Source organism: Streptomyces bambusae (assembly GCF_020532645.1).
GTDB classification, from domain to species: domain Bacteria; phylum Actinomycetota; class Actinomycetes; order Streptomycetales; family Streptomycetaceae; genus Streptomyces; species Streptomyces bambusae.
Window position 1 is genome coordinate 57,178 of sequence record NZ_JAJAUZ010000002.1, and the last position, 20,319, is coordinate 77,496.

Sequence of the window (20,319 nt, forward strand, 5' to 3'; positions counted from 1 at the left end):
CGCCAGTATGGTTTCTGACAGTGGCCTGCCAATTTCCGGAGGCCAGCTTGCGCAGGTACGGCATATGCCCTTTCCGATTGTCTTGGGTATGACGACGGCTCTCGCCTCAACACGTATGGGGTCGGACTCAGCTCAGCGCCGGGGAGAGGCGGCCGTGCGCCGCCGGACCAGTTCATGCACGTCCTTGCTCGGGATGCGGACGCGCGAGCGTTCGTTGCCTGTGCGCAGGTCAACAACCGACAGCTCGCCCGAGGTGATGTACCGGTAGACGGACCTCCGGCTGATGTCGAGAATCTGGGCCACGCGGGGGACAGAGAGCAGGGTTTCGCACATGGTCGGGTCTTTCACTTCGCCCTGGGCTTCCGACGACGCCCGCGCGCAGTGACTGCGCAGGGCATGGCTCGGGCCGCAGCGGATTTTGGACAGGGCAGCCCGCACCACGCCACCGCCGCGTAGTCGGTGCGAACTACGTCAATGATCTGGAGGATCCCCGGTTTGGCTAACCGGGGATCGTCGGCTATATATGTACGCCGCTGTGTGAACCTCAGGCGCTGTCCGGAGGGGTCAGAGGGCCAACCGAAATGACCGAGGCGATCGCCCGTCGGCGTCGTTTTGCGCAGCCACGATCCCGTCGCGGACAAGGCAGTCGAGGCTTCGGGTCGCGACCTTCTCCGAGACACCCACCGCGCGGGCGACCTGTCGGACATTCACGCCCGGGTGCACGGCGACGTGAGCGAGTGCAGCTAGATCGCTTCGGTAGCAATCCTGGAGAAAGTCTTCGGCGAATAGGCCAGCCGCGCAGACACTCAGGCAGAGCGCCGTGGCGATGCCGCCATAGTCAACATGCTGCTTCTCAGTCCATGCGCACACAGCGCCGAGCGTGAACAGAGGAGGAGCCGTCAGGCGCAGAGAGAGCAATACAGACTTGGACAGAGGATCTCCTGGAGCCATGGCTCGATCGAGAGTGCAGTGAGCCCATGGGCCGCCTGGAGCACGCACGAGGCCTTGCTGACCTGGTGTTTTCGGGGACGTTGTACGTTGGCATGGTCCCGGAGAGCGTTCCAGTCCTTCGCGTCTCTTCCATGTCTGCCGTGGGCGAATGCTCCGAGCCGGGCGCGTTTCCTGCCTCGAACGGGAAACTCCCTGCGGCATCGGACCAGACTTGGCACGATCACGAGCATGATGCCGCATCCTCTCCTTGACGTCGCCCACGTGGCCAATGAGCGTTTTCAGCGTGGCCACTGATCGGGTGACGGGGCCGGGGGTGAGGGAGGGGTTCGCAACGCACAGGGCTCCCGTGCCGTTGAGGGAGGTGTTCGAAGTCTCAACCCATCGGCACAGGAGCCCTGTTGGTTCCGTATCCTGCCGCACTCGACCTCCCGCACGCCCTGGTCGAGTGGGTCACGATGCTCATAGTCACCCGCGAGGGTGACCGACGGTGCAAACTCCCGCCGCACCGGCGTGCGCTCGTCGCTCTGGTGTACTTACGCCGCCACGACACCCTCTCCCGCATCGCATCCGGATTCGGGATATCCGTCGGCACCGCCCACGCGTATGTCACCGCCGTGACCGGCCTGCTCGCCGAACGGGCTCCCGGCCTACTCAAGACTCTGCGCGAGCACGACCCGGAGTTCGTCCTGCTGGACGGGACCCTCGCCGAGTGCGACCGCGTCGGCGACAGCCGGGCGGACTACTCGGCCAAGCACCGCCGGCACGGCGTGAACGTCCAGGTCGTCACCGACCCCTCCGGTGAGGTGCTGTGGATCTCGCCCGCGCTGCCGGGCCGCACCCACGACCTGACCGCCGCCCGCACCCACCGCATTATCCAGATCTGCGAGCGCCAGGGCGCCCCGATCCTCGCCGATCGCGCCTACACGGGCGCCGGCCCCTGGGTCGCCACCGGCCTCAAACGACCGCCCGGCGGGGAGCTCACTCCCACTCAGCGCACTGTCACCGCGCCCTCGCGCAAACCCGGGCCCCTGTCGAACGCGGCATGGCACGGCTGAAGTGCTGGCAGATCTTCCGCAGGTCCCGCGTCAGCCCCACCGCATGACCGTCATCACCAAGGCCGTCCTCACCCTGGAGAGGCAACGCTGAAAAGGCTCACTCCGTGCCGGCGGTGCTTGGCCGAGTAGTCCTCCCGGCTGTCGCCGACGCGGTCGCACTCGACGAGGGTCCCGTCCAGCAGCACGAAGTTGGGGTCGTTCTCGCGCAGGGTTTTCAGCAGGCCGGGTGTACGGGCCGCGAGTAGCCCGGTGACGGCGGTGACATAGGCGTGGGCGGTGCCGACGGATATCCCGAAGCCAGCCGCGATACGGGTGAGGGTGTCGTGGCGCCGCAAGTACACGAGAGCGACGAGCGCGCGCTGGTGCGGCGGGAGTTTGCGCCTTCGGTCACCCTCGCGGGTGACGATGAGCATCGTTACCCACTCGACCAGGGCGTGGGGCAGGTCGAGTGCGGCAGGATAGGGAACCAACGAGGCTTCTGTGCCGATGGGGTTGAGACTTCGAACATCTCCCTCAACGGCATGGGAGCCTCGTGCGTTGCGGCCCCGCCTCCACCACACTGGCATCACCCGATCGGTGACCGCGCTGAAACGGCTCAGTGGCAAAAAATCGCCAGAGATTGAGAAAGCAGATCACGGACAGCTGGAATTGGCACTGATGATACTCGCCAATCCCAATACTCTATCGACAATTCACCTTTTAGGTCTTCTATGAGGGCGGGGTCGCCGTGGACGGCAACAGCGCGCAGTATTAGGCCGACAGCGGTCGGACTCCACTCTTCTTCTATCATGGCGACTATCGCTGTGTTCGAGGGGAGGGGAGCGGGCGGATGATCGACACCCAAATAGTTCGCTAGGCCCAGATATGGCATGTAAGTATCGTCATCTAGGCGAGGAAGCAAAGTTCCGCTGGTTTGCCGCATAAAAACCGCGGCACTCTCCTTGTCGGCCTGAGACGCGTTCCATAGCAGCCAGAAGCGCGCTTTCCAATCCGCCCGGTCCAGCATCTTTTGCAAGGAATCGCGATTTCGGACGATGAACTGCATGACGATTTCAGGGTGCTCAGCCTCATTCATCCGATAGAGGATTGAGGAAAAGCTGCCCGGCTCTGCATTCTCCATGACCAAAGCAAGGTCGGCGCTCAACACCTTCTCAAGGAATGGCGCAGTGCACCCTTTTTCTAGTCTCTCTAGATTGCCGATGAGGCCGCTCAGGCTACTCATTGAAGTCTGGCATTTTGTGAGAACACCCTGTAGATCGCCAGAAGAGAGCGCCCTTGCAAGCGAGTTTGCTGCAGGATTCAGACGGTAACGGAGGATGGAGTAGGCGAGGCTCTTTAGGCTATTGATGGAGGACTTGTTAATTGTTGTCTGCCAGTCTTCAATGCCCCAACCATCGAAAACAGTGCATGGATTGACAGTTGAGCACAGGACTCTCATGCCCTGGTCTACCTGATAAGCGGGAGCCCCCTTCAAGCTTTCACTCAACAGCGTAGTCGCTGAGGGCGTGAGGAGGTCCTGGAGGCGCCAGCGTTCATTTTGGGGAAGGGAGTAGAGGACGGGGTGCAGTATTTTCCTGAGCATCGCCCCCGATACGTTTTCCAGAGAGCTTCGCAGCCTTGGGGTTATTTTCTGGTCTCTCAGAATCCGAAATACTAGTTCACGCTCCCGGCGTTCAGCAAACCAGCGCAGCGCATAAATTCCTACTCCCCCGGTCGCGATGGAGCGTTCGTAGTACTCATGCACAATTGAGTCGTCGGTCGGTATGATTGTTTTGCAGTGCCGAGACAGCGCACGCAGAACCCAATCGCAAACCTTTATGTTGCTGAGCTGGTAGCGTCCACGTCTGGTCGGACTCTCACTGACCAGGCCCTCAGCCAACAATTTTTGCATCGCTCCAGAGAAACGGGTAAGCATCTCCACAGGTGTGGTGTATTCCCGCGCCCCAAGGACGGCCAAGACGTGAAGCGCCTTGCAGCGATCGCCACTGAATGGGGCGATCCCATATTCTTCTTTAATGAAATCCAGGACGGCATTTCGATCCACTTGCCTTAGCGATATTTCTGGCTTCTTGTTCCACACTTCCAAAGATTCCACGATTCCCGCCAGGTCAAAACCAGAATGCCGTACGAGGGCTTTCATGTCCTCCTTGGTGGCGCTTCGTTCGACTCTGCGAGTGTATTCCTTTACTACTTCCAAATCCAATTGATGATTCCGTGTGAGCAAGACAACATCGGAACCCGCCGTCCTCTCTTTCAACGCCAAAACCCATCTAGGCAGTTCAATGAATGAGTTGCCCCGGAAGCAAAATAGAACGACTACGCCTGGAGGACTCGCTTTCATGTAGAGATTCCTGGCAATGTCTTCGTTCAAGTGGCAGTCGTCCAAAATGTACAGCGTTGGAGTTTTGTACCTCCTGTACTGTTGGTCGGCTATCGCAAGATCTTCTAGATCCTCATTTTCGAGCTCGCTTGCGGAGGCATACCGAACAGCGGGATTGCCGGTCCTGGAGATATCATGCCAGAGCCTCCCAGCCTGATATGAGAAGAAAGTCTTCCCGCGGTTTGGTCCACCAAATATCACCACATGGGCTTGCTCGAGCCTCTGTGCCACACGGCTGAGGAGCTCTTCTCGTCCTGGGAGTCCGTGGAACGAAACGTCCTCCCATGTCGGTTTCCCTGGGAACGTCGGCCATGACTGACTTGCCAAGTGTCGCTGTAGGTCCTCGAATCCCATACTGCATCGCCTCACCTTAGGAACAGGACCCCAATTGCGCTGGCCAAAACTGAAGTTCCAGATATCAACAGGATGCTCAATTTGCGGCTCACGCTGGAAAGTGTAATGAGGCGCTCGAACTCGGAAGCGTCCCGAGAATCACCTCGAAACCCTTCAAGGTTGAGGCTAAACCAAGCAAACAAAATAGCCGAAAGTATTAGAAGAGCTGCGGAGGCGATGATGGTCCCTTGAAGCGGCTTCGCAGTCTGCGACACTTCCGACGTTAGGATGTTGATAGCCGCTCCGGCTATCGTGCCAGCCAACAGGGACCATGCACTTGGTGCAATCAGAAATATCCTCCTGATGCTCACGCCACACCTCCACCACCCAGGATTCTGGTGAGTATGTAGAGAGGGTAGAACGATTGCTACCAAGTCCCTGCCTCAGCGAGCTCTTCGCCATCAAGGCTATTTGCTTCTCAATCAGCTTGCACCCTGACGCCAGGCGTCGTCATGCAGGCCCCGAAGTGCGGTGAGCCAGTCTTCCGGCACGGTCAGGACTGGCCGGTAGGAGTCCAGCCCGGCTGGGCTGCTGCCTGGATCCGGTACAAGTTCGAGCGCGTGGCCCGCGACCCGGACGCGCTGGCCGAGGCTCCACCGCTGGTCAGCCCAGCCGTGTACCAGCGGCGACCGGGCAGGTGCTGTGGATCTCGCCGGCCTTGCCGGGCCGGCGCCACGACCTGACCGCGGCCCGCACTCACGGGATCATCCGGGTCTGCGAACGAAAAGGTGTCCCAGTCCTGGCCGACCCCGCCTACCAGGGCGCCGGCCCCTGGGTCACCACCGGGCGCAGACGGCCGCCCGGCGGGCAGCTATCCCCAACACAGCAGACGGTCAACCGGGCACTGGCCACATCCCGGGCACCCGTCGAACGGGGCATGGCACTGCTGAAGTCCTGATTCCGAAGATCCCGGATCTGCCCCAACCGCATGACGTCAATCGCCAGGCCGTACTCACCATGGAGAGGCAACGCTGAAAATGCTCAATCTCGACGCCTACGTTGCGGACATCGGAACGATCTTTCGCGCGTTTGCCGATCAGGACTCCGGATGTGTCTCGTACGGGGTCCTGGTGGAAGGGCGGAGATGGTTCGTGAAGAGCGCTTCAGTCCCTGCAGCTGTGTCGTCGCTGCGGCGAGCCGTCAGCGTGCACCTGGCCGTCACTCACCCAGCCATCACGCCCCTGCTGCACAGCATCACGACGAATGAGGGACTGGCCCTCGTCTACCCCTGGGTGCCAGGCGAGGTTCTCTACCACCCCACCAAATCCCACCAGGGGGGCAGAACTGCTCCGGACAGCCCGATGGCCCGTTTCCGTGGCCTTCCACTCCCCGAGGTCCACGCCGCCCTGGACATGATTCTGGACGCCCATCTCGCGGTGGAGTCCGCGGGGCTCGTGGCCGTCGACCTCTATGACGGCTGCATGTTGTACGACTTCGAAGAGCAGCGGATGAGGCTGTGCGACCTTGACGAGTACCGGCAGGGGCCGTTCACGCTGGACGCCAACCGGCTCCCCGGCTCCAGCCGATACATGGCACCGGAGGAGTTCGTACGCGGTTCGCTGATCGACATCCGGACCACCGTATTCAACCTCGGCAGGGCCTTGCGGCTCCTGCTGGACGCTGGCGACGATGAGCATCAATGGCGCGGCACCGCCTCCCAGCTGGCAATCGCCAAAAAGGCAACATGTAAGGAACCAGACCAAAGATTCCCCTCCGTCAACGCACTGACCGAAGCGTGGCATGAAGCCCTGTAAGCACAGGATCGAGGCTAACGCTGACCAGCTGGACGTAACGGTCACATTCGCCAGGCAATATTAGTGCGAGCCAGGAGGGAGGATTTCGAGATGAATGGCAGAACCGCCAAGAGTAAAGCCAAACAACGCGAGGCACGCGACGAGAACGAAAATCTGGCCAGGCTCTATGAACAGGTGACTTTCGAGGAAGTACACCGCCAGGTACTCCACCTACTTCCGACGGAGTCAGTCAGGGTCTTGGACATCGGTGCCGGTACGGGCAGGGACGCAGCCGCCATGTCCCTCCTTGGGCACTCGGTGATCGCCGTCGAACCTGCCGAAGAACTACGGTCCGTAGGACAGCGCGCCCATGCCGGTCACAATATTGACTGGGTGGATGACGCACTGCCCGAGCTAAGGAGCCTCGGTCGACAGAACGAGCGCTTTCAGCTGGTGATGCTGACAGCGGTGTGGATGTTCCTCAACGAGGATCAGCGCCACAATGCCCTGATCCGCATCGATGAGTTGCTGGAGGACGGCGGCCGGCTGGGGATGGTCCTACGCGCCGGACCGGTACCAGCCGGCCGCGTCATGTACACCGTGTCCGCAGCTGAGACGGTCTCTCTGGTATCTAGCCGGGGACTCCGCCTAATCCACCAGAGCCAGCAGGCCGACGCCCTCGGGCGCGACGGCGTGGTCTGGAACAACCTGTTCTTCGAGAAGCCATAGAGCTCGTAACACGATCACGAGTCGGGCTTGTTGAGGCGTCGCCAGCAGATGAGGCTGCAGGCGAGGGACATGAAGGCGTCGTGGAGCTCGGTGCGGCGTTCCCATCGAACGGCGAGTCGTTTGAACTGGTGGAGCAGGGCGAAGGTCTGCTCCACGACGTAGCGGAGTTTGCCCATGCCCTTGATGTTCGGGACTCCTTTGCGTGAGATGACGGGCAGGATCCGGCGTTTGCGCAGTTCATCGCGGTTGGGGTTGGAGTCGTAACCCTTGTCCCCGAGCAGGGCCTCGGGACGTCGGCGGGGTCGGCCGGGGCGGCCTACCACAGGTGGGATGCCGTCGACCAAGGCGAGAGTCTGGGTGACGTCGTTGACGTTCGCCGCAGTCGTGATGACTTTGAGCGGAGTGCCGCGTCCGTCGCAGATCAGGTGGTGTTTGCTGCCCGTCTTCCGCCGGTCGACCGGCGACGGACCGGTGTCGGCTCCCCCTCTTTCGCCCGGATGTGGGAGCCGTCGACGCAGGCCCTGGACCAGTCGAGCCGGCCGGCCGCGTTCAGCTCGGCGAGCAGGATCTGGTGCAGTTGGCCGAAGACACCGGCCTGCTGCCAACGCTCAAGGCGCCGCCAGCAGGTCTGCCCGGACCCGAATCCCAACTCAGGCGGCAGGAGTTGCCAGGCGATGTCGTTGCAGAGCACGTACAGGATGCCTTGCAGACACAGCCGGTCAGCCACCGGCCGCGGCCCTGGCGACCTCGTCGGCCAGGGCGGCAGCAGCGGCTCGATCAGTGCCCACAAGTCGTCGTCCACGATCCACGGCTGAGTACTCACACCACCACGAACGGCCGAATCGTCACACCGGTCACGGCTGACCAGGGCATCTCATCAAGATCGTGTTACGAGCTCATAGGCTGCCTGCCAAAACGACAGCAGTTGCGGCGCAGTGCCAGGACTTCCGGGCCGGCTGGCCGCTACCGCAACCAGCCACACCCCGTGAAGCATCAACCCAGCTCGCGACCACGGCGTAGTTCCCAGGAACCCACCTCGGTGTAGTACCTGTCGAAGTGTTGGAGCCAGGCTGCGATGTTCTCCGTTCTCCGGCGGGCCAGAGCGTCGGTCACACCCGAGTGCTGCGCAATGGCAGCCGCCAGCTCTACGTTGCTGAGACTCTCGCCCTCCTGCAGCTTCCGTAGTTCCGGTATGGCGTGCAACCGTGTCCGAACAGAAGCGTTGAACTGAGCCTCTTCCAGTCCGGCTGGAACGTTAAGCAGGGCGAGATCCCGCACGATGCCGGCCTCTACGGCGGACGCAAACGTTCCGCGCCCGCTGTAGAGGGCGAAAAGGTTCTCCGGTCGCCGAGTGGCCGGGTACCAAAGCGTGGTCGCCTCCGCACCTTCCGTTTGCGACGGACCGGTCTCGGCCTTGAGGAGTTCGGCCTGTTTACGGATGAGGGCTGCCTGTTGCGGTGTCGCCTCACTGGAGGCGGCTTCGACTTGGTCCAAGACTCGCTGGACCTCAGGGTGTGCCGCGGGGGTCTCAACCAGTAGCTCGAAGTTGCTGTTCGGGCCGCGACCAGTGGCCTTGCCCGTCAGGTTTGCGGAGCCGACCAGACAGCGGTCGTCAGCGAGGTAGATCTTGGCGTGTAACGCAGGGCAGAGATCGACCTGGACGCGTTTGTCACTCTCTGTCAGTTCCATGATCTCCGGGTCGGAGACCCCGGCGGCTACCTCCGCCGGGGTCCACCGTGTCACGCAGCGAACGCGCTCCACGGATGCGGGCACGGCTGCAACAGCCGCTTCGAAGATCGGCTTCTTGATGAACGGCGCGATCAGGGTCACGCTCCGCGAAGCGCGCTGCAGCAGCCCCTCGATCTGCCGCCAGACGTGGTCGTACTCCGTCACGCCCCGTCGTCCTCGCCGTCGATGAAGTCGCGGGCGTAGCGGCCCCAGTCCTGCCGCGCATCTGCGATCTTCTCGCGCTGCCGGTCGCTGGGGATCTCGTCCTCCATACGGGCCCATGAGAAGAGGAGGAGCTTAAACGTATCGGCCGCCCGGTCAAGGCGGTGCCTCAGTTCATCCGGGGTGGCGTCTTCCGGCACCTCTTCGAGCACTGCCAGCAGGTGGGCGTGCAGCGGGTGCTTTTCGTTGAAGATCACCTGGAGCATGCCTGCCATGAGGTCCACGCTGAAGAACGCATGCGAGTCCTGGTAGCTGGAGATCCAGCGCACGCGCCAGTCGTTCTCCAGGGCCTCATCGACCAGGGACTGCGCAGTGTCCTCATCGAGGTGGTGCCGCTGGGTCAGGGCATCGAACTGTTCCTGCCGCTTGTCTTCACGAGTCGCGCCTTCCGCCAGGTCGTCGGTCTTGCCCGTATGCCCGTCCTCGCTACGTCGCTTGACAGCGTCCGTGGCCTTGGCGTTGACATCGTCGTCATGGCGCTTCTTCGTCTTGCGGTTGCCCACCGTCTGCTGCCGCAGCTGCCGCCGAATGGCGGGGAGCAGCTTGGTCTCGAGGTAGAGGGCAAGGTCGATGAGCCGCAAACGAGGATCGCCGAGGTCCGCGAGGCGATCCTTGAACGCCTTGAACGTCTCGTCAGCCTCCGCTTCAGACCTCCAGTCAAAGTGGGCGAGCGAGGAAAAGATCGTCGCAGTCTGCTTGTTATTCGTGACACCAAACACGTCATCGAGGGCCGGAGGGAAGTCGATCTCGACACCCCACCAGCGCTCCACAGGGTCATAACCGATGGCCCAGGAGGAGTCGAGGTCGAGTTCACGGCCGTGACGGACGAGCGAAATGCCGATGTTGTGGCGGGCGTGCTTGCCCCAGGGCTGCGCGCCGGCGTCCTTGGTGGCCTTCGCGCTCTCCGGCCAGGGCTGGCCTTCGATATCCGGGCGGCGAGCCTCGGGGCGCGCGATGGAGGCACGCACCTTGACTACGTGCTGCTTGCCATCGACGGTGATGGGGAAGTGCGCAACACCGGGCTGATCTTCGGTGCCCATGTTGAAGGGTTCGAACATGGGCTGCTCATCGAACGGCTTCGGGGTGCTGGTCGATGCCATCAGGTACAGCGGGTCGTTGGGCGCGGCGTAGTACTCGCCGTCGATAACCGCTCCGTCGCGGACCGGAGCCATCCTGATGTCGACAGTGCCGGCATCCAGGTAGTGCCGGTAGACGCGACCGATGATGTCCGACGTATTACGCAGTGTGGCTGCGGCACCGTGCCAGTTGACGCGGTCAAGATTGGTCCACACCACGAGGGTTCCAGTACTGCCCAGCCCCAGGCTGAGATTACGCCAGTACTCGGGGAGCGGGCTGAACTCTGGAGCGGGGACGTCATCCCGCCCCTTGTTGATCTCTTCGAGATCAAGGTAGCTATACATGGCGTTGCCAGGGCCATTGGTCCAGGACCACACTTCGAGCTTGGTGCACTGGGACATGCTGGAGTTGGGCAGACCCATCCCGAAACGACCGATGCGCTTACGGTCGTCACCGCTGCCGTCACCAAACTTCAGCGCTCGGCGCAGAGCCTCAGCGTCCATTCCGGTGCCGTTGTCGAGCACGGCGATGGTCTCAACGCGATGGCTTGTACGAGCGGCCACCTGCACCGGGCTCTCACAGGCGAAAACTTCTACAAGCTTGGCCTTGGCATCGATGCTGTTGTCGATGAGCTCGGCGAGCGCGTACGCCGTGTTCTTGTACCCGCTGTCGCGCATGGCCTTCACGGTCAGCGAAGGGCTGACGATCCGGTAGTTGTTGCCTTCGCTGGTCACGCGGTCTCCCATACATCTTCCCAGTTGATGAATGCCTCGGCGACGTCTCCGAATCCGGGAAGTTCCGGGTCGACGACGGTGACGATCTCGCAGGTGGCGGTTCCGCCAGCCTTCGGGCCGCGGATGACCCGGCCGACCATCTGGCTGTAGAGCACCAGGGACATGGTCGGGCGGGCAATGACTGCGGCGCTGGCCGCCGGCGCGTCAAAGCCCGTCGTCAGAACCCCGTAGTTGCACAGGATCATCGGACGGGGAGCAGCGCTCTTGAAACGGGTGATGACCTGGTTGCGGTGCCGGGTCGAGGATTCGCCCGTGACGAACTCGGCGTCGAGGCCTACGGCGGACAGCACGGCCGCAATGAGGCGGCAGTGGTCGACGGACGCCGCAAATACCAGGATTCTGCGGTGCTTTCGCTCCAGCAGATCCATGATGGTCTGGACAACCTTAAGGTTCCACTGCTCGTCCCGGGCGAGCTCGGCGATGATCCTGGCCGGGATGTCGAACGAGTTGGCCAGCAGGCGCTGGTCCTGTACCGACAGGTGCAGGCCAGCCTCGGACGCCACCGTCTTCATGGTCGGCTTGGAGAGATAACCCTGGTCGATCAAGGCCGTGACCGGGTTGCTGTAGCCATCGATCTTCAGCATGACCTTCTGGCGCGAGAAGAAGTCGGACAGCCGCTCATCCTGGGCAATGTCTGCCCAGGTACGTCCCGGTGTGGCCGTGAGTCCCAGCAAGCTCGCGTCCGGGCGGATGGTCAGTGCGTCCACGACCCGCTGGAAGGTGGGCGCGATGATCTGGTGCGCCTCGTCGAACACTGTCAGGCTGCTGCGGGCGGCGAGGAGCCGCAGAAACTCCGGCCTGCTCTTTGCTGCCGAGACCGCCTTCTCCAGGCCAAGGATGACCACGCCATCCGTCACACCTTCCAGGTCAGTCGGCGCATCAGCCCACATGCGGACCACGGATACCGGTCGGTCACCCAACTTGCCCCAGGCCCGCTCGAACTCAGCAGCTGCCTGCTCGAGGAGCTCTTGCCCATGGGCCAGCCACACCACGAGTGTCGGCTCATGCTGCCGCAGGTGATCGCAGATCAGGTTCATGCCGGTGCGGGTCTTGCCGACCCCGGTGGGCAGATGGAGAACCACCCGCCGCGGGCCGTCGTACAAGAGCTCCTTCACCCGGGCCGCCGCGGTCCGCTGATGCGGGAAAAGGGCGTACTCCGGCCCGCAGTCCTGACGGAACAGCGGCTGCGCCGCCGGCGCCCGGTCGATCGTGAACCCGAGGAACTCGAGCAGCTCCCGACGCTGGTCGAGCGACCACTTCAGGGACTTGAGGTATACGAGCGGCTCGATGCCGGCCTCCTCAGAGCCCAGCCGCTGCGCCAACTCCCGCTGCTTCACGGCGGGCAGCAGCGCGAACAGCTCCTCCCGTTCCGCCGCATCAGCGACCAGCGCCTCGGCATCGATTGCCACGGACGCCACGGCGCGGAGTCGCTCGTCTTCCGCCGCACCACCGTCGATGAGGTCCAACAAGGCGCACAGGTCCTTGCCGAGCCGCTCACGGATGTACGACATCGGGGCAGCGTCCAGGACCGCCTGAAAGGCCAAGCCAGGCGACCACGCAGTCAAGGGGCCACCATCCCGTGAGTGCCCATCGCAGCGCCGCGCGACGCACGCACCTGACCAACCATCAACATGAAGCGCCCCCACCTCAGTACAGCCGACGCCAAGCATCGCTCCAGCGATGAGTAGCCCCAGCGCAACAGCGTGCGATCACCTTAAACCCGCCCACTGACAATCGGGTTCACGTCCCGCATATCAGCAGATCAGCAGACGTCTTTCGGGCATCCGCCTATCGAAATCACGCCACGAAACGCTTGACGGGTGGCAGCGAGCCCGGCGCACGAGTGAATAGAAATTATGTTCGATTCAGCACGCCGCTCACTCTGCCAGCCCCCATCCCATATGGCTGGCAGAATTCGACTCCTGGTGAAGGCCAGAGGCATGCGCCCCGCATTCACCAGGAGTGCCGACTCAGACGGAGATCACAGGGGCGTCCGGCCCCGTCATCGACCGAGCGCAAGCGCGGAGACTAGGCCGGATCGATCCACTCGGTGACCCGGGGAGTGCGCGTTGTGCTCCGCGCCACACCGGGCCGGTTGTGGCGAGCCTGTCCCGGTTGTCTCAGGCGTTCGTTAGGATCTCAGTGCACTCCTGGTGGAAGATGAGAGCCGGCCGAGGAGAGCCGCCAGGAGTGACCGGAGCGCACAGCAGCAAATGGGGGCAGAACATGGCAGGTGACCTGCGAGACGCAGACGTGGTCTACCTCGACTACAACGCCACCGCGCCCCTGCGACCCGAGGCCTTTGAAGCGACCCTCGGCGCACTGCAAAGTGTCGGCAATGCCTCTAGCATGCACCACCCCGGCCGCGACGCCGCGGCCCGAGTCGATGCGGCCCGCCGAGACCTCGCTGACCTGCTTAATTGCACTCCCGGCGAGATCATCTTCACCTCCGGGGCCACCGAGGCGAACAATCTGGCCCTGCGGACCAGCTATGCGCGCGGCGGCTTGCTGGTGACCACCGCCGCTGAGCATCTGGCCGTGATCGAAACCGCGCGCGCCATCACGGCAGAGCGCCCCGACTCCCTCCTCGTCCTGCCCGTCGACAGGGACGGTGTGGTTGATCTTGAGCCCCTGGATGCAGCGCTGAGCGACGGCCCCGTGGCTCTCGTCTCCCTGATGATCGCGAACAACGAGACCGGAGTGCTGACGGACCTGGCCCCCGTCTGCAAGGCGGCCCACGAAGCAGGCGCCCTGGTCCACACCGACGCCACGCAGTACGTCGGGCGGCTCCCCCTGGATCTGCGCGAGCTCGATGTCGACCTGCTCTCCCTCTCGGCCCACAAGTTTGGCGGGCCGCAGGGCATCGGGGCCCTCTTCGTCCGTCGAGGGACACCCCTGCCGCACCGCCCACTGCTCGTGGGTGGCGGGCACGAGCGGGGATGGCGGGCCGGCACGCTTAATGTGGCGGGAATCACAGGCCTCGGAGCGGCTGCACGAGCCGCTCGACAGCAGCTTGCACATGAGGCAGAAAGAATCGCTGCGCTGCGTGACGCCCTCGAAGCGGCACTGACCGCCGAGGTCGCCGACTGCCGCATCAATGGAGCTCGGACCCGTCGCCTCCCCGGCGTCACCAGCATCACCTTCCCTGGCCTGCCGGCAGACGCTGTCCTTGCGGCAATGCCGCACGTGGCCGCATCTGACGGAAGTGCGTGCTCATCAGGAGCCCCGAGCCCAAGCCATGTGCTTCTCGCCATGGGGCACAGCCGCGACGACGCCGACTCCACAGTGCGCTTCTCTCTCGGCTACGCCACCACCGAACGCGACATCGAACGGGCCGCCACTGCGGCCGTGAACGCCGTACGGCACGTCCGGTCAGTCATGGCCGCGACGGCCGAGCCCTAGCCGGCGTTATCCCCTCATAGACGTCTTCCTCTCGTTCTTGTTCACTGAAAGGCCCCTCGCATGTCAGACAGCCGGCTTCCTGAAGCCGTGGAACTCTCCTTCGGGCGCCACGAGACGTTTGCCCCGCGTTTCGGTTGGCTGCACAAGGCGTACATGCAGGTCAAACACGACAAAGAGATCTTCCATCGCGAGGATGCCCCGGTTCTGCTGGGTGTGGGCAAGAACATGGTTCATTCCATGCGGCACTGGTCCAAGGCCTTCAAACTCACCCAAGAACACGCTCACGAGGACCCCTCCTACCGGGCCATGGCCGCATCCCCTACGTGGCGTGCCCGGTGGCTGCTCGACGAGGAGGGAGCCGACCCCTACCTCGAGGACACAGGCAGTCTGTGGTTGCTTCACTGGTGGCTGCTGTCGGGCGAGCCTGAGGCCAAGTCCTGGGTTCCGAGCTGGTACGTGATCTTCAACCACTCGCCCCGCTCCAGGGTCACCTCAGCAGAGATGACCAGCTTCATCACGCGCACCATCCACGAGAACTTCAAGGAGAAGGACTGGCCTGCAGGGGAGTCCATCTCGCGCGACGTGGAATGCATGATCAAGATGTATGCGCTGGACCAGGAGTTCAACCCGCTGTCCCCCGGCAGCTTCGAAGACCTCCTCATGTCCCCTTTCCGTGAGCTCGGTCTGCTGGAAGGCCAAGGCAAGGGCAGGGACCGGACCTGGTACTTCACCAACGGATCCCGCTCAAATCTTCCCGCGCCCGTACTGGCCTATGCCTGCCTGGACTTCGCCGCGCGGTTCTCGAAGAACGCCGGCTCCATCTCCTTGGCCCGGCTCGCTCAGGACCCGGGATCCCCAGGCCGTGCCTTCCGTATGCGGGAGCCCGAACTGACGAAGGCCATCGAGTCTCTCGTTAGCGACCACCCGGACCTGCAGATCGTCGAAACTCTCGGCCAGGGCAGTCTCGCTTTCTCCAAGGCTCCTCTGGAGCTGGCCTGGGACATTCTTGACGCGCACTACGGACGTGTCCGGGAGCGCGAGGGGTTCCCCACCCCCCAGGAATGGACCAAGAAGTACCCCGGACTTGATGGCGACGTTCCCAAGCGGACGCGCAAGAAGCCGCCGCAGCAGGTCGAGGCGCTGGACCTGATCGAGGAGAACGCGTAACCATGGAGATGAAGACCAACCGACGTCCTCACCAGGCCGCTGCCGCCCAACTCCCTGCTGGTATCACCCTGGTGGGCTCCGAACTGCGCTCAACCAATCTTGAGCGCGACGTCCACGAGAAGCACCTCAACAACCCCTACGTCGGGGTCCGCGCCCTCGATGTCCTTGATCGCGTCACGAACGCCGTGGCGGATCTCCGCCGTACCCGTGCCTGGTCCTTCACTGGTCCGTATGGCTCCGGCAAGTCCACCCTTTCGAACCTCTTTGACGCCTTCCTCGGTCACGACGAAACCCGCCGCGGCGAGGCCGAGGCTGCGGTCAGAGCCACCAACCCCGGGCAGGCAGCTCGGCTCGCCCGGGTACGCGACGAGCTCACCGACAAGGCGGGCTTCCTCGGTGCGGTCGCCACGGCTCGCCGCGAGCCGCTCGCCGCCACCGTGTATCGCGCGCTGCAGACCGCGGTAGAGCGCAAGTGGAAGAAGCGCGTCCCCAAAGAAGTCGCTCAAGCGCTGGCCGTGTGCGCGGAGCGCGAGGTGCCGAGCACCCAGAGCATCATCGATGCTGTCACCATCCTGTGTGACCGGCACCCTCTCCTGCTAATCATCGACGAGTTCGGCAAGACGCTCGAATACCTCGCCGCCAGCGGCGACTCGGGCAGCGCCGAGAGCGACGTGTTCCTGCTGCAAATGCTTGCCGAAAAGGGTGCCGGGCCCTCGGGTATGCGGCTGTTCATGTTCACCCTGCAGCACCTCGCGTTCACCGATTACGCGGCTCGCTCCAGCGCCATCCAGACTCAGGAGTGGGCCAAAATCCAGGGCCGCTTCGAAGACATCACCTTCGCTCCGAACCTCGGCGATGCCATCCATCTGATGCGTCGACGCCTGGACTTGACGGGAGTCGCAGAGCCGGGTCTCGAGCTGATCCGCATGCAGGCCGACGCCGCAGCCCGGGCATGGAGCGATCACGCCTTGAGCGCCGTGGTGAGCATCTCCCCGGAGACGTTGGCTGGCGTCTACCCGCTGCACCCACTCACCGCCGTTGCTGCGCCGCTGCTCGCGTCCCAAATCGGCCAGCACGACCGCAGCCTTACCGGCTTCCTCGCCAGCGACGAGCCCAACACGGTCCGCCGGACGCTGGACACCCTGTCGTCTGACGCACCCGAGCGAGCATGCACCATTCGTCTGCCGCAGCTCTACGACTACTTCTTCGCGTCAGGCCGCACCACCATCCTTGCTTCGACCAACGCCGGCCGCTGGCTGGAGGTCGACAACCGCCTCAACGAGGCTCACGGCCTGCCTGCACAGGACCAGGAAGTCCTCAAGGCGATCGGCATCCTGAACCTCATCGACGCCGACGGCCTGCTGCGCGCCACTCCATCCATGATCCAGTTCGCGCTGCACGACCCGGCGGACGCACCCGACCCTGAGCGCTACACCGCCCTGCAGCAGCGGCTGAACAAGCTCGTCGACGACGGCTTCATCGTCCACCGCGCCTACAGCAACGAATACCGGGTCTGGCAGGGCTCCGATGTCGACATCGACGCGCGTGTTCGGGAGGTCGCCACCCGCATCGCCCCGGCCGACGTCATGGGCTATTTCAGCAAGCACCTCGGGACTGTGCTGCCTGCGGCTGTCGTGGCCGGTGGGCACAGCCAGCGCACCGGCATGTTGCGCTACTTCTCCACTGCGGTCAGCCACAAGAGCGAGAAGCTCACCGGACCCCAGGTTGTCCAGGACGCCGCCGACGGTCTGATCGTCTACCACCTCGGGCCGCTCGAGAGTCGTCCTGTAGTGCAATCACCGTTGCCCGTACTCATCGGCACCACCAAGAACCCAGAAGCTGTTCTGCAGGCTGGCATCGACCTCGTCGCTCTTGAAGAGCTCCTGGACGATGACACCATCGACCACGTTGCCACCCGTGAGATCGAGGAACGCGCAGCACACATCTCCCAGACCATCGGCACACTGCTGGACGAGGCATTCAACCCCCTCAGCCCGCAGTCCAGCTGGTACCTGTGGCACAAGGGAACTGAGGTTGACGGCGGCGAGAGCGAGCCCATCGAGGCGCGCAGCTACGCCAACCTGGCCTCCCAGGCATGCGACCGGGTGTACCCCTACACCCCGCACATCCGCAACGAGATGGTTGGACGCCACCAGCTCACGAGCAACGGTGCCCGGGCCCGCCGCGAACTGCTCACCTCCATGCTGCAGCGGTCCGGCAACCCTCTGCTCGGATACGACAAGACGAAGTACACCCCTGAGCGGGCCATGTACCACGGCGTCCTGGAATACCTGGGGCTGCACCGGGCTGCTGGCGAGACCGAGGCAGGCACCGACTCCACCAGCATCCTCACCCACGGCCTGTCGCGCCCCAACCCCGAGAAGAACCCCAGCATCAGCAAGGCCTGGGAAGCCCTCGAGGAAGCGCTGACCGGCGCGAAGCAGGCTACGCCGATCGTCGACATCTACCAGCAGCTCATGGCGCCGCCCTACGGTGTCAAGGCCGGCGTCGTTCCCATCCTCGTGGTTACCGCACTCATCCTGCGTGCTCAGGACGTCGCCCTGTTCGAGGACGGCAACTACTGCCAGCGGCTCACTCCGGAAATCGTCGAGAGGCTCAACGTCCCTTACCCGGACCGCTTCACGATCAAGGCTTCCCCGACGGGCCGCGGGCAGCGCCTCCTCGTCGTCAACGGTCTGGCCAAGGCACTCAACGTCGACACCCCGCGCTCCCGGGCTGCGCGTAACCCTGCGCTACTCGGCGTGACGCGGGCGATGCTCGAACGCGTCATGGTTCTGGAGCCCTATGCCCTGAAGACGCGTCGGCTGAGCGCCGAGGCACTCGCGATCCGCGACGTGCTCTCCCAGGCCACCGACCCCGACGAGCTGGTCTTCACCTCTCTGCCCATGGCGTTGGGCTTCGAGCCGATCGGGGCTACAGCACCTCGGGACGACGAGGCAGCCAAGGCCTTCGTCACCAGCCTGACCGCAGCACTTGACGAACTGACCGGTGCCGGCGCCGCCCTGCGCCAGGAGGTCGTGGCCACGATCGGCCGCGAGTTCCGTCTGCCGGCCGAGATCACCAGCCTCCGCACCGGACTAACCGAACGGCTGCTCGGTTTCGCCAACGCGCCGCTCGAGCTCAACCTGCAGGGCTTCGTCTCTCGTGTTCTCAACGAGAGCCTGCCGGACGAGGACTGGCTCGACCCGATCATCATCCGCCTGGCGAACCGAGCTCTGGGAGACTGGACCGACAAGGACGCCGCGACCTTCCCGCGGCAGGTCAAGGAGGTGGCCCGCGCTCTCGACCGTGTGAGCCACCTGTACGAAGCCCACACGGCTACCAATGCGGCCAAGGACGAGACGACCGTCTCCCGGCAGATCGACACCCATCTGCTGACACTCACCACACCTCAGGGGACCGAGGAGCGCACCCTCATCCACGTCCCCAAGCAGTCCCGCCAGGTGGCCGACGAGCTCGTTGTCAGTGTCATCAGGCAGGCTGAAGAAGCACTGGGTCCCGACGGCGCACGAATCCTTCTCGCCGCCCTGGCCGAGCGCCTGGCCGTGCAGGACGCCGACGCGGCCCCGACGACGAAGGAGATGCTGTGACCGACACCAACAGCCCGGCGGGGAAGAAGCGCCACGTCCTCGGCCTGTCGGGAGGCAAGGACTCCTCTGCTCTCGCGATTCACATGCGCGACCGGGTGCCGGAGATGGAGTACTTCTTCTGCGATACCGGCGCCGAGCTGCCGGAGACGTACGAGTACCTCAACCGCCTTGAGGCCGCCGTCGGCAAGCCGATCGTGCGACTCAACGCGACCCGCGATTTCGACCACTGGCTCGAGGTCTACCAGGGCACGCTGCCCAGCCCTCAGATGCGCTGGTGCACCAAGAACCTGAAGCTCAAGCCCCTGGAGGAGTGGGTCGGCGATGACGAGGTGATCTCCTACGTCGCGATCCGCGCCGATGAGAACCGCCTCGGCTACGTCAGCACCAAGCCGAACATCTCCGCCGTCTTCCCCTTCCGGGAAGACGGCATCGACCGAGCCGGCGTCGACCGCATCCTCGAGGAAGCTGGCATCGGTCTGCCGGCGTACTACGAGTGGCGCACTCGCTCGGGCTGTTACTTCTGCTTCTTCCAGCGCAAGCACGAGTGGGTGGGCCTCAAGGACCGCCATCCGGAGCTGTTCGAGAAGGCCATAGCGTACGAAGAGAAGGTCAACTACCGGCGCACTGCGATGCAGGGCCGCGAGTACACCTGGTCCCAGGGTGAGTCGCTGCACGAACTGATCGCCCGCCGGGACGAGATCGAGGAAAAGCACCAGGCCGCGCTCGACCGCGCAGCCAAGCGCGTGAAGCCGAACCGCCCCCTACTCGAGATACTCGCTGACGCCCACGACGAGGATGACGACGAGGCGGGCTGCGCCGTGTGCCACCTGTAGAGCTCTCACACGTTGAAGGGCCTTGCTGATTTCGGTCTATGCCGAAGTCAGCAAGGCCCTTCTCCTTTGCCTACGATCCTCAGCAGTCTCCCCCCTTCCCGAAGTGCCTCTTTCAAAGGCATACCGCCAGATTTCTACCTGCTGAATCCTCCACTCCGTCACATCCAGGGCAGATCTAAATTTGCTAAATAACCGGGCTTGCCGGTAACTCAAGAACTCCATACAACTCATCGTTGACTTCTCC

Annotated in this window: 13 protein-coding genes and 2 pseudogenes; 8 read left to right on the plus strand and 7 right to left on the minus strand. The window is 63.6% G+C overall.

Features of this window, described 5'->3' with window-relative positions; all coding sequences use genetic code 11:
* Positions 1-132 precede the first annotated feature (132 nt).
* Complete coding sequence (locus tag LG634_RS01685) at positions 133-438, minus strand: helix-turn-helix domain-containing protein (protein WP_226731743.1); 306 nt, start codon at positions 436-438, stop codon at positions 133-135.
* Between the two features lie 911 nt (positions 439-1,349).
* Between LG634_RS01685 and LG634_RS01690 the strand changes: the two are divergent.
* Positions 1,350-2,097, plus strand: a pseudogene (locus tag LG634_RS01690) (transposase).
* Here LG634_RS01690 and LG634_RS01695 read toward each other — a convergent pair.
* Together LG634_RS01695 and LG634_RS01700 are read right to left on the minus strand one after the other, a co-directional pair.
* The gene (locus tag LG634_RS01695; protein WP_372482353.1) at positions 2,075-2,476 is read right to left on the minus strand and encodes a helix-turn-helix domain-containing protein; all 402 of its coding nucleotides are present in this window, start codon (positions 2,474-2,476) and stop codon (positions 2,075-2,077) included. The pseudogene LG634_RS01690 and the gene LG634_RS01695 sit on opposite strands and share 23 nt — an antisense overlap.
* A gap of 125 nt (positions 2,477-2,601) precedes the next feature.
* A complete protein-coding gene (locus LG634_RS01700; RefSeq protein ID WP_226731744.1) occupies positions 2,602-4,146 on the minus strand; it encodes a hypothetical protein in 1,545 nt (514 codons plus the stop codon).
* Positions 4,147-5,407: 1,261 nt separating this feature from the next.
* On the opposite strand from LG634_RS01700, the pseudogene LG634_RS01705 reads away from it, so the two are divergent.
* The 3 genes and pseudogenes from LG634_RS01705 to LG634_RS01715 all read left to right on the plus strand — a co-directional run.
* Positions 5,408-5,754 (plus strand): annotated as a pseudogene (locus tag LG634_RS01705) (transposase family protein); the annotation flags it as partial.
* Positions 5,755-5,756: 2 nt separating this feature from the next.
* Complete coding sequence (locus tag LG634_RS01710) at positions 5,757-6,533, plus strand: protein kinase family protein (protein WP_226731745.1); 777 nt, start codon at positions 5,757-5,759, stop codon at positions 6,531-6,533.
* A 90-nt stretch (positions 6,534-6,623) separates the two neighbouring features.
* Complete coding sequence (locus LG634_RS01715; protein WP_226731746.1) at positions 6,624-7,241, plus strand: class I SAM-dependent methyltransferase; 618 nt, start codon at positions 6,624-6,626, stop codon at positions 7,239-7,241.
* Positions 7,242-7,255: 14 nt separating this feature from the next.
* Here the strand turns inward: LG634_RS01715 and LG634_RS01720 are convergent.
* The 4 genes from LG634_RS01720 to LG634_RS01735 form a co-directional block, all read right to left on the minus strand.
* Positions 7,256-8,064, minus strand: a protein-coding gene (locus LG634_RS01720; RefSeq protein ID WP_443728997.1) for an IS5 family transposase whose coding sequence is annotated in 2 segments (ribosomal slippage) — positions 7,256-7,731 and positions 7,731-8,064 — 810 coding nt in all. Because the reading frame shifts where the segments join, the coding sequence is not laid out codon by codon here.
* A 170-nt stretch (positions 8,065-8,234) separates the two neighbouring features.
* Positions 8,235-9,134 (minus strand): phospholipase D family protein, encoded by a 900-nt coding sequence (locus LG634_RS01725; RefSeq protein WP_226731748.1) that lies wholly within the window; start codon positions 9,132-9,134, stop codon positions 8,235-8,237.
* On the minus strand, positions 9,131-11,002 hold the full coding sequence (locus LG634_RS01730) for an ATP-binding protein (protein ID WP_226731749.1): 1,872 nt from the start codon (positions 11,000-11,002) through the stop codon (positions 9,131-9,133). The genes LG634_RS01725 and LG634_RS01730 overlap by 4 nt, the downstream gene beginning before the upstream one ends.
* Positions 10,999-12,573 carry a DEAD/DEAH box helicase gene (locus tag LG634_RS01735; protein ID WP_226731750.1) on the minus strand — a complete coding sequence of 525 codons (1,575 nt, stop codon included), beginning with the start codon at positions 12,571-12,573 and terminating at the stop codon, positions 10,999-11,001. The genes LG634_RS01730 and LG634_RS01735 overlap by 4 nt, the downstream gene beginning before the upstream one ends.
* A gap of 679 nt (positions 12,574-13,252) precedes the next feature.
* On the opposite strand from LG634_RS01735, the gene LG634_RS01740 reads away from it, so the two are divergent.
* From LG634_RS01740 to LG634_RS01755, 4 genes are read left to right on the plus strand one after another with little or no spacing between them, the layout of a single operon-like run.
* Positions 13,253-14,464, plus strand: coding sequence for a cysteine desulfurase family protein (locus tag LG634_RS01740; protein WP_226731751.1), 1,212 nt, complete (start codon positions 13,253-13,255; stop codon positions 14,462-14,464).
* 60 nt (positions 14,465-14,524) lie between these two features.
* Positions 14,525-15,631 (plus strand): DUF4007 family protein, encoded by a 1,107-nt coding sequence (locus tag LG634_RS01745; protein WP_226731752.1) that lies wholly within the window; start codon positions 14,525-14,527, stop codon positions 15,629-15,631.
* Positions 15,632-15,633: 2 nt separating this feature from the next.
* Positions 15,634-19,242: an ATP-binding protein gene (locus tag LG634_RS01750; protein ID WP_226731753.1), complete on the plus strand. Its 3,609-nt coding sequence runs from the start codon at positions 15,634-15,636 to the stop codon at positions 19,240-19,242.
* Positions 19,239-20,075 (plus strand): phosphoadenosine phosphosulfate reductase domain-containing protein, encoded by an 837-nt coding sequence (locus LG634_RS01755; RefSeq protein ID WP_226731754.1) that lies wholly within the window; start codon positions 19,239-19,241, stop codon positions 20,073-20,075. Before LG634_RS01750 ends, LG634_RS01755 begins: the two co-directional genes overlap by 4 nt.
* The last annotated feature ends 244 nt before the right edge of the window (positions 20,076-20,319 follow it).

What these genes read in the sequence shown, in the direction of transcription:
- LG634_RS01700 (WP_226731744.1), bottom strand. Translation starts at nt 4,146, where the DNA reads ATGAAAGCCCTCGTACGGCATTCTGGTTTTGACCTGGCGGGAATCGTG.
- LG634_RS01710 (WP_226731745.1), top strand. Translation starts at nt 5,757, where the DNA reads ATGCTCAATCTCGACGCCTACGTTGCGGACATCGGAACGATCTTTCGC.
- LG634_RS01715 (WP_226731746.1), top strand. Translation starts at nt 6,624, where the DNA reads ATGAATGGCAGAACCGCCAAGAGTAAAGCCAAACAACGCGAGGCACGC.
- LG634_RS01735 (WP_226731750.1), bottom strand. Translation starts at nt 12,573, where the DNA reads ATGTCGTACATCCGTGAGCGGCTCGGCAAGGACCTGTGCGCCTTGTTG.
- LG634_RS01745 (WP_226731752.1), top strand. Translation starts at nt 14,525, where the DNA reads ATGTCAGACAGCCGGCTTCCTGAAGCCGTGGAACTCTCCTTCGGGCGC.
- LG634_RS01750 (WP_226731753.1), top strand. Translation starts at nt 15,634, where the DNA reads ATGGAGATGAAGACCAACCGACGTCCTCACCAGGCCGCTGCCGCCCAA.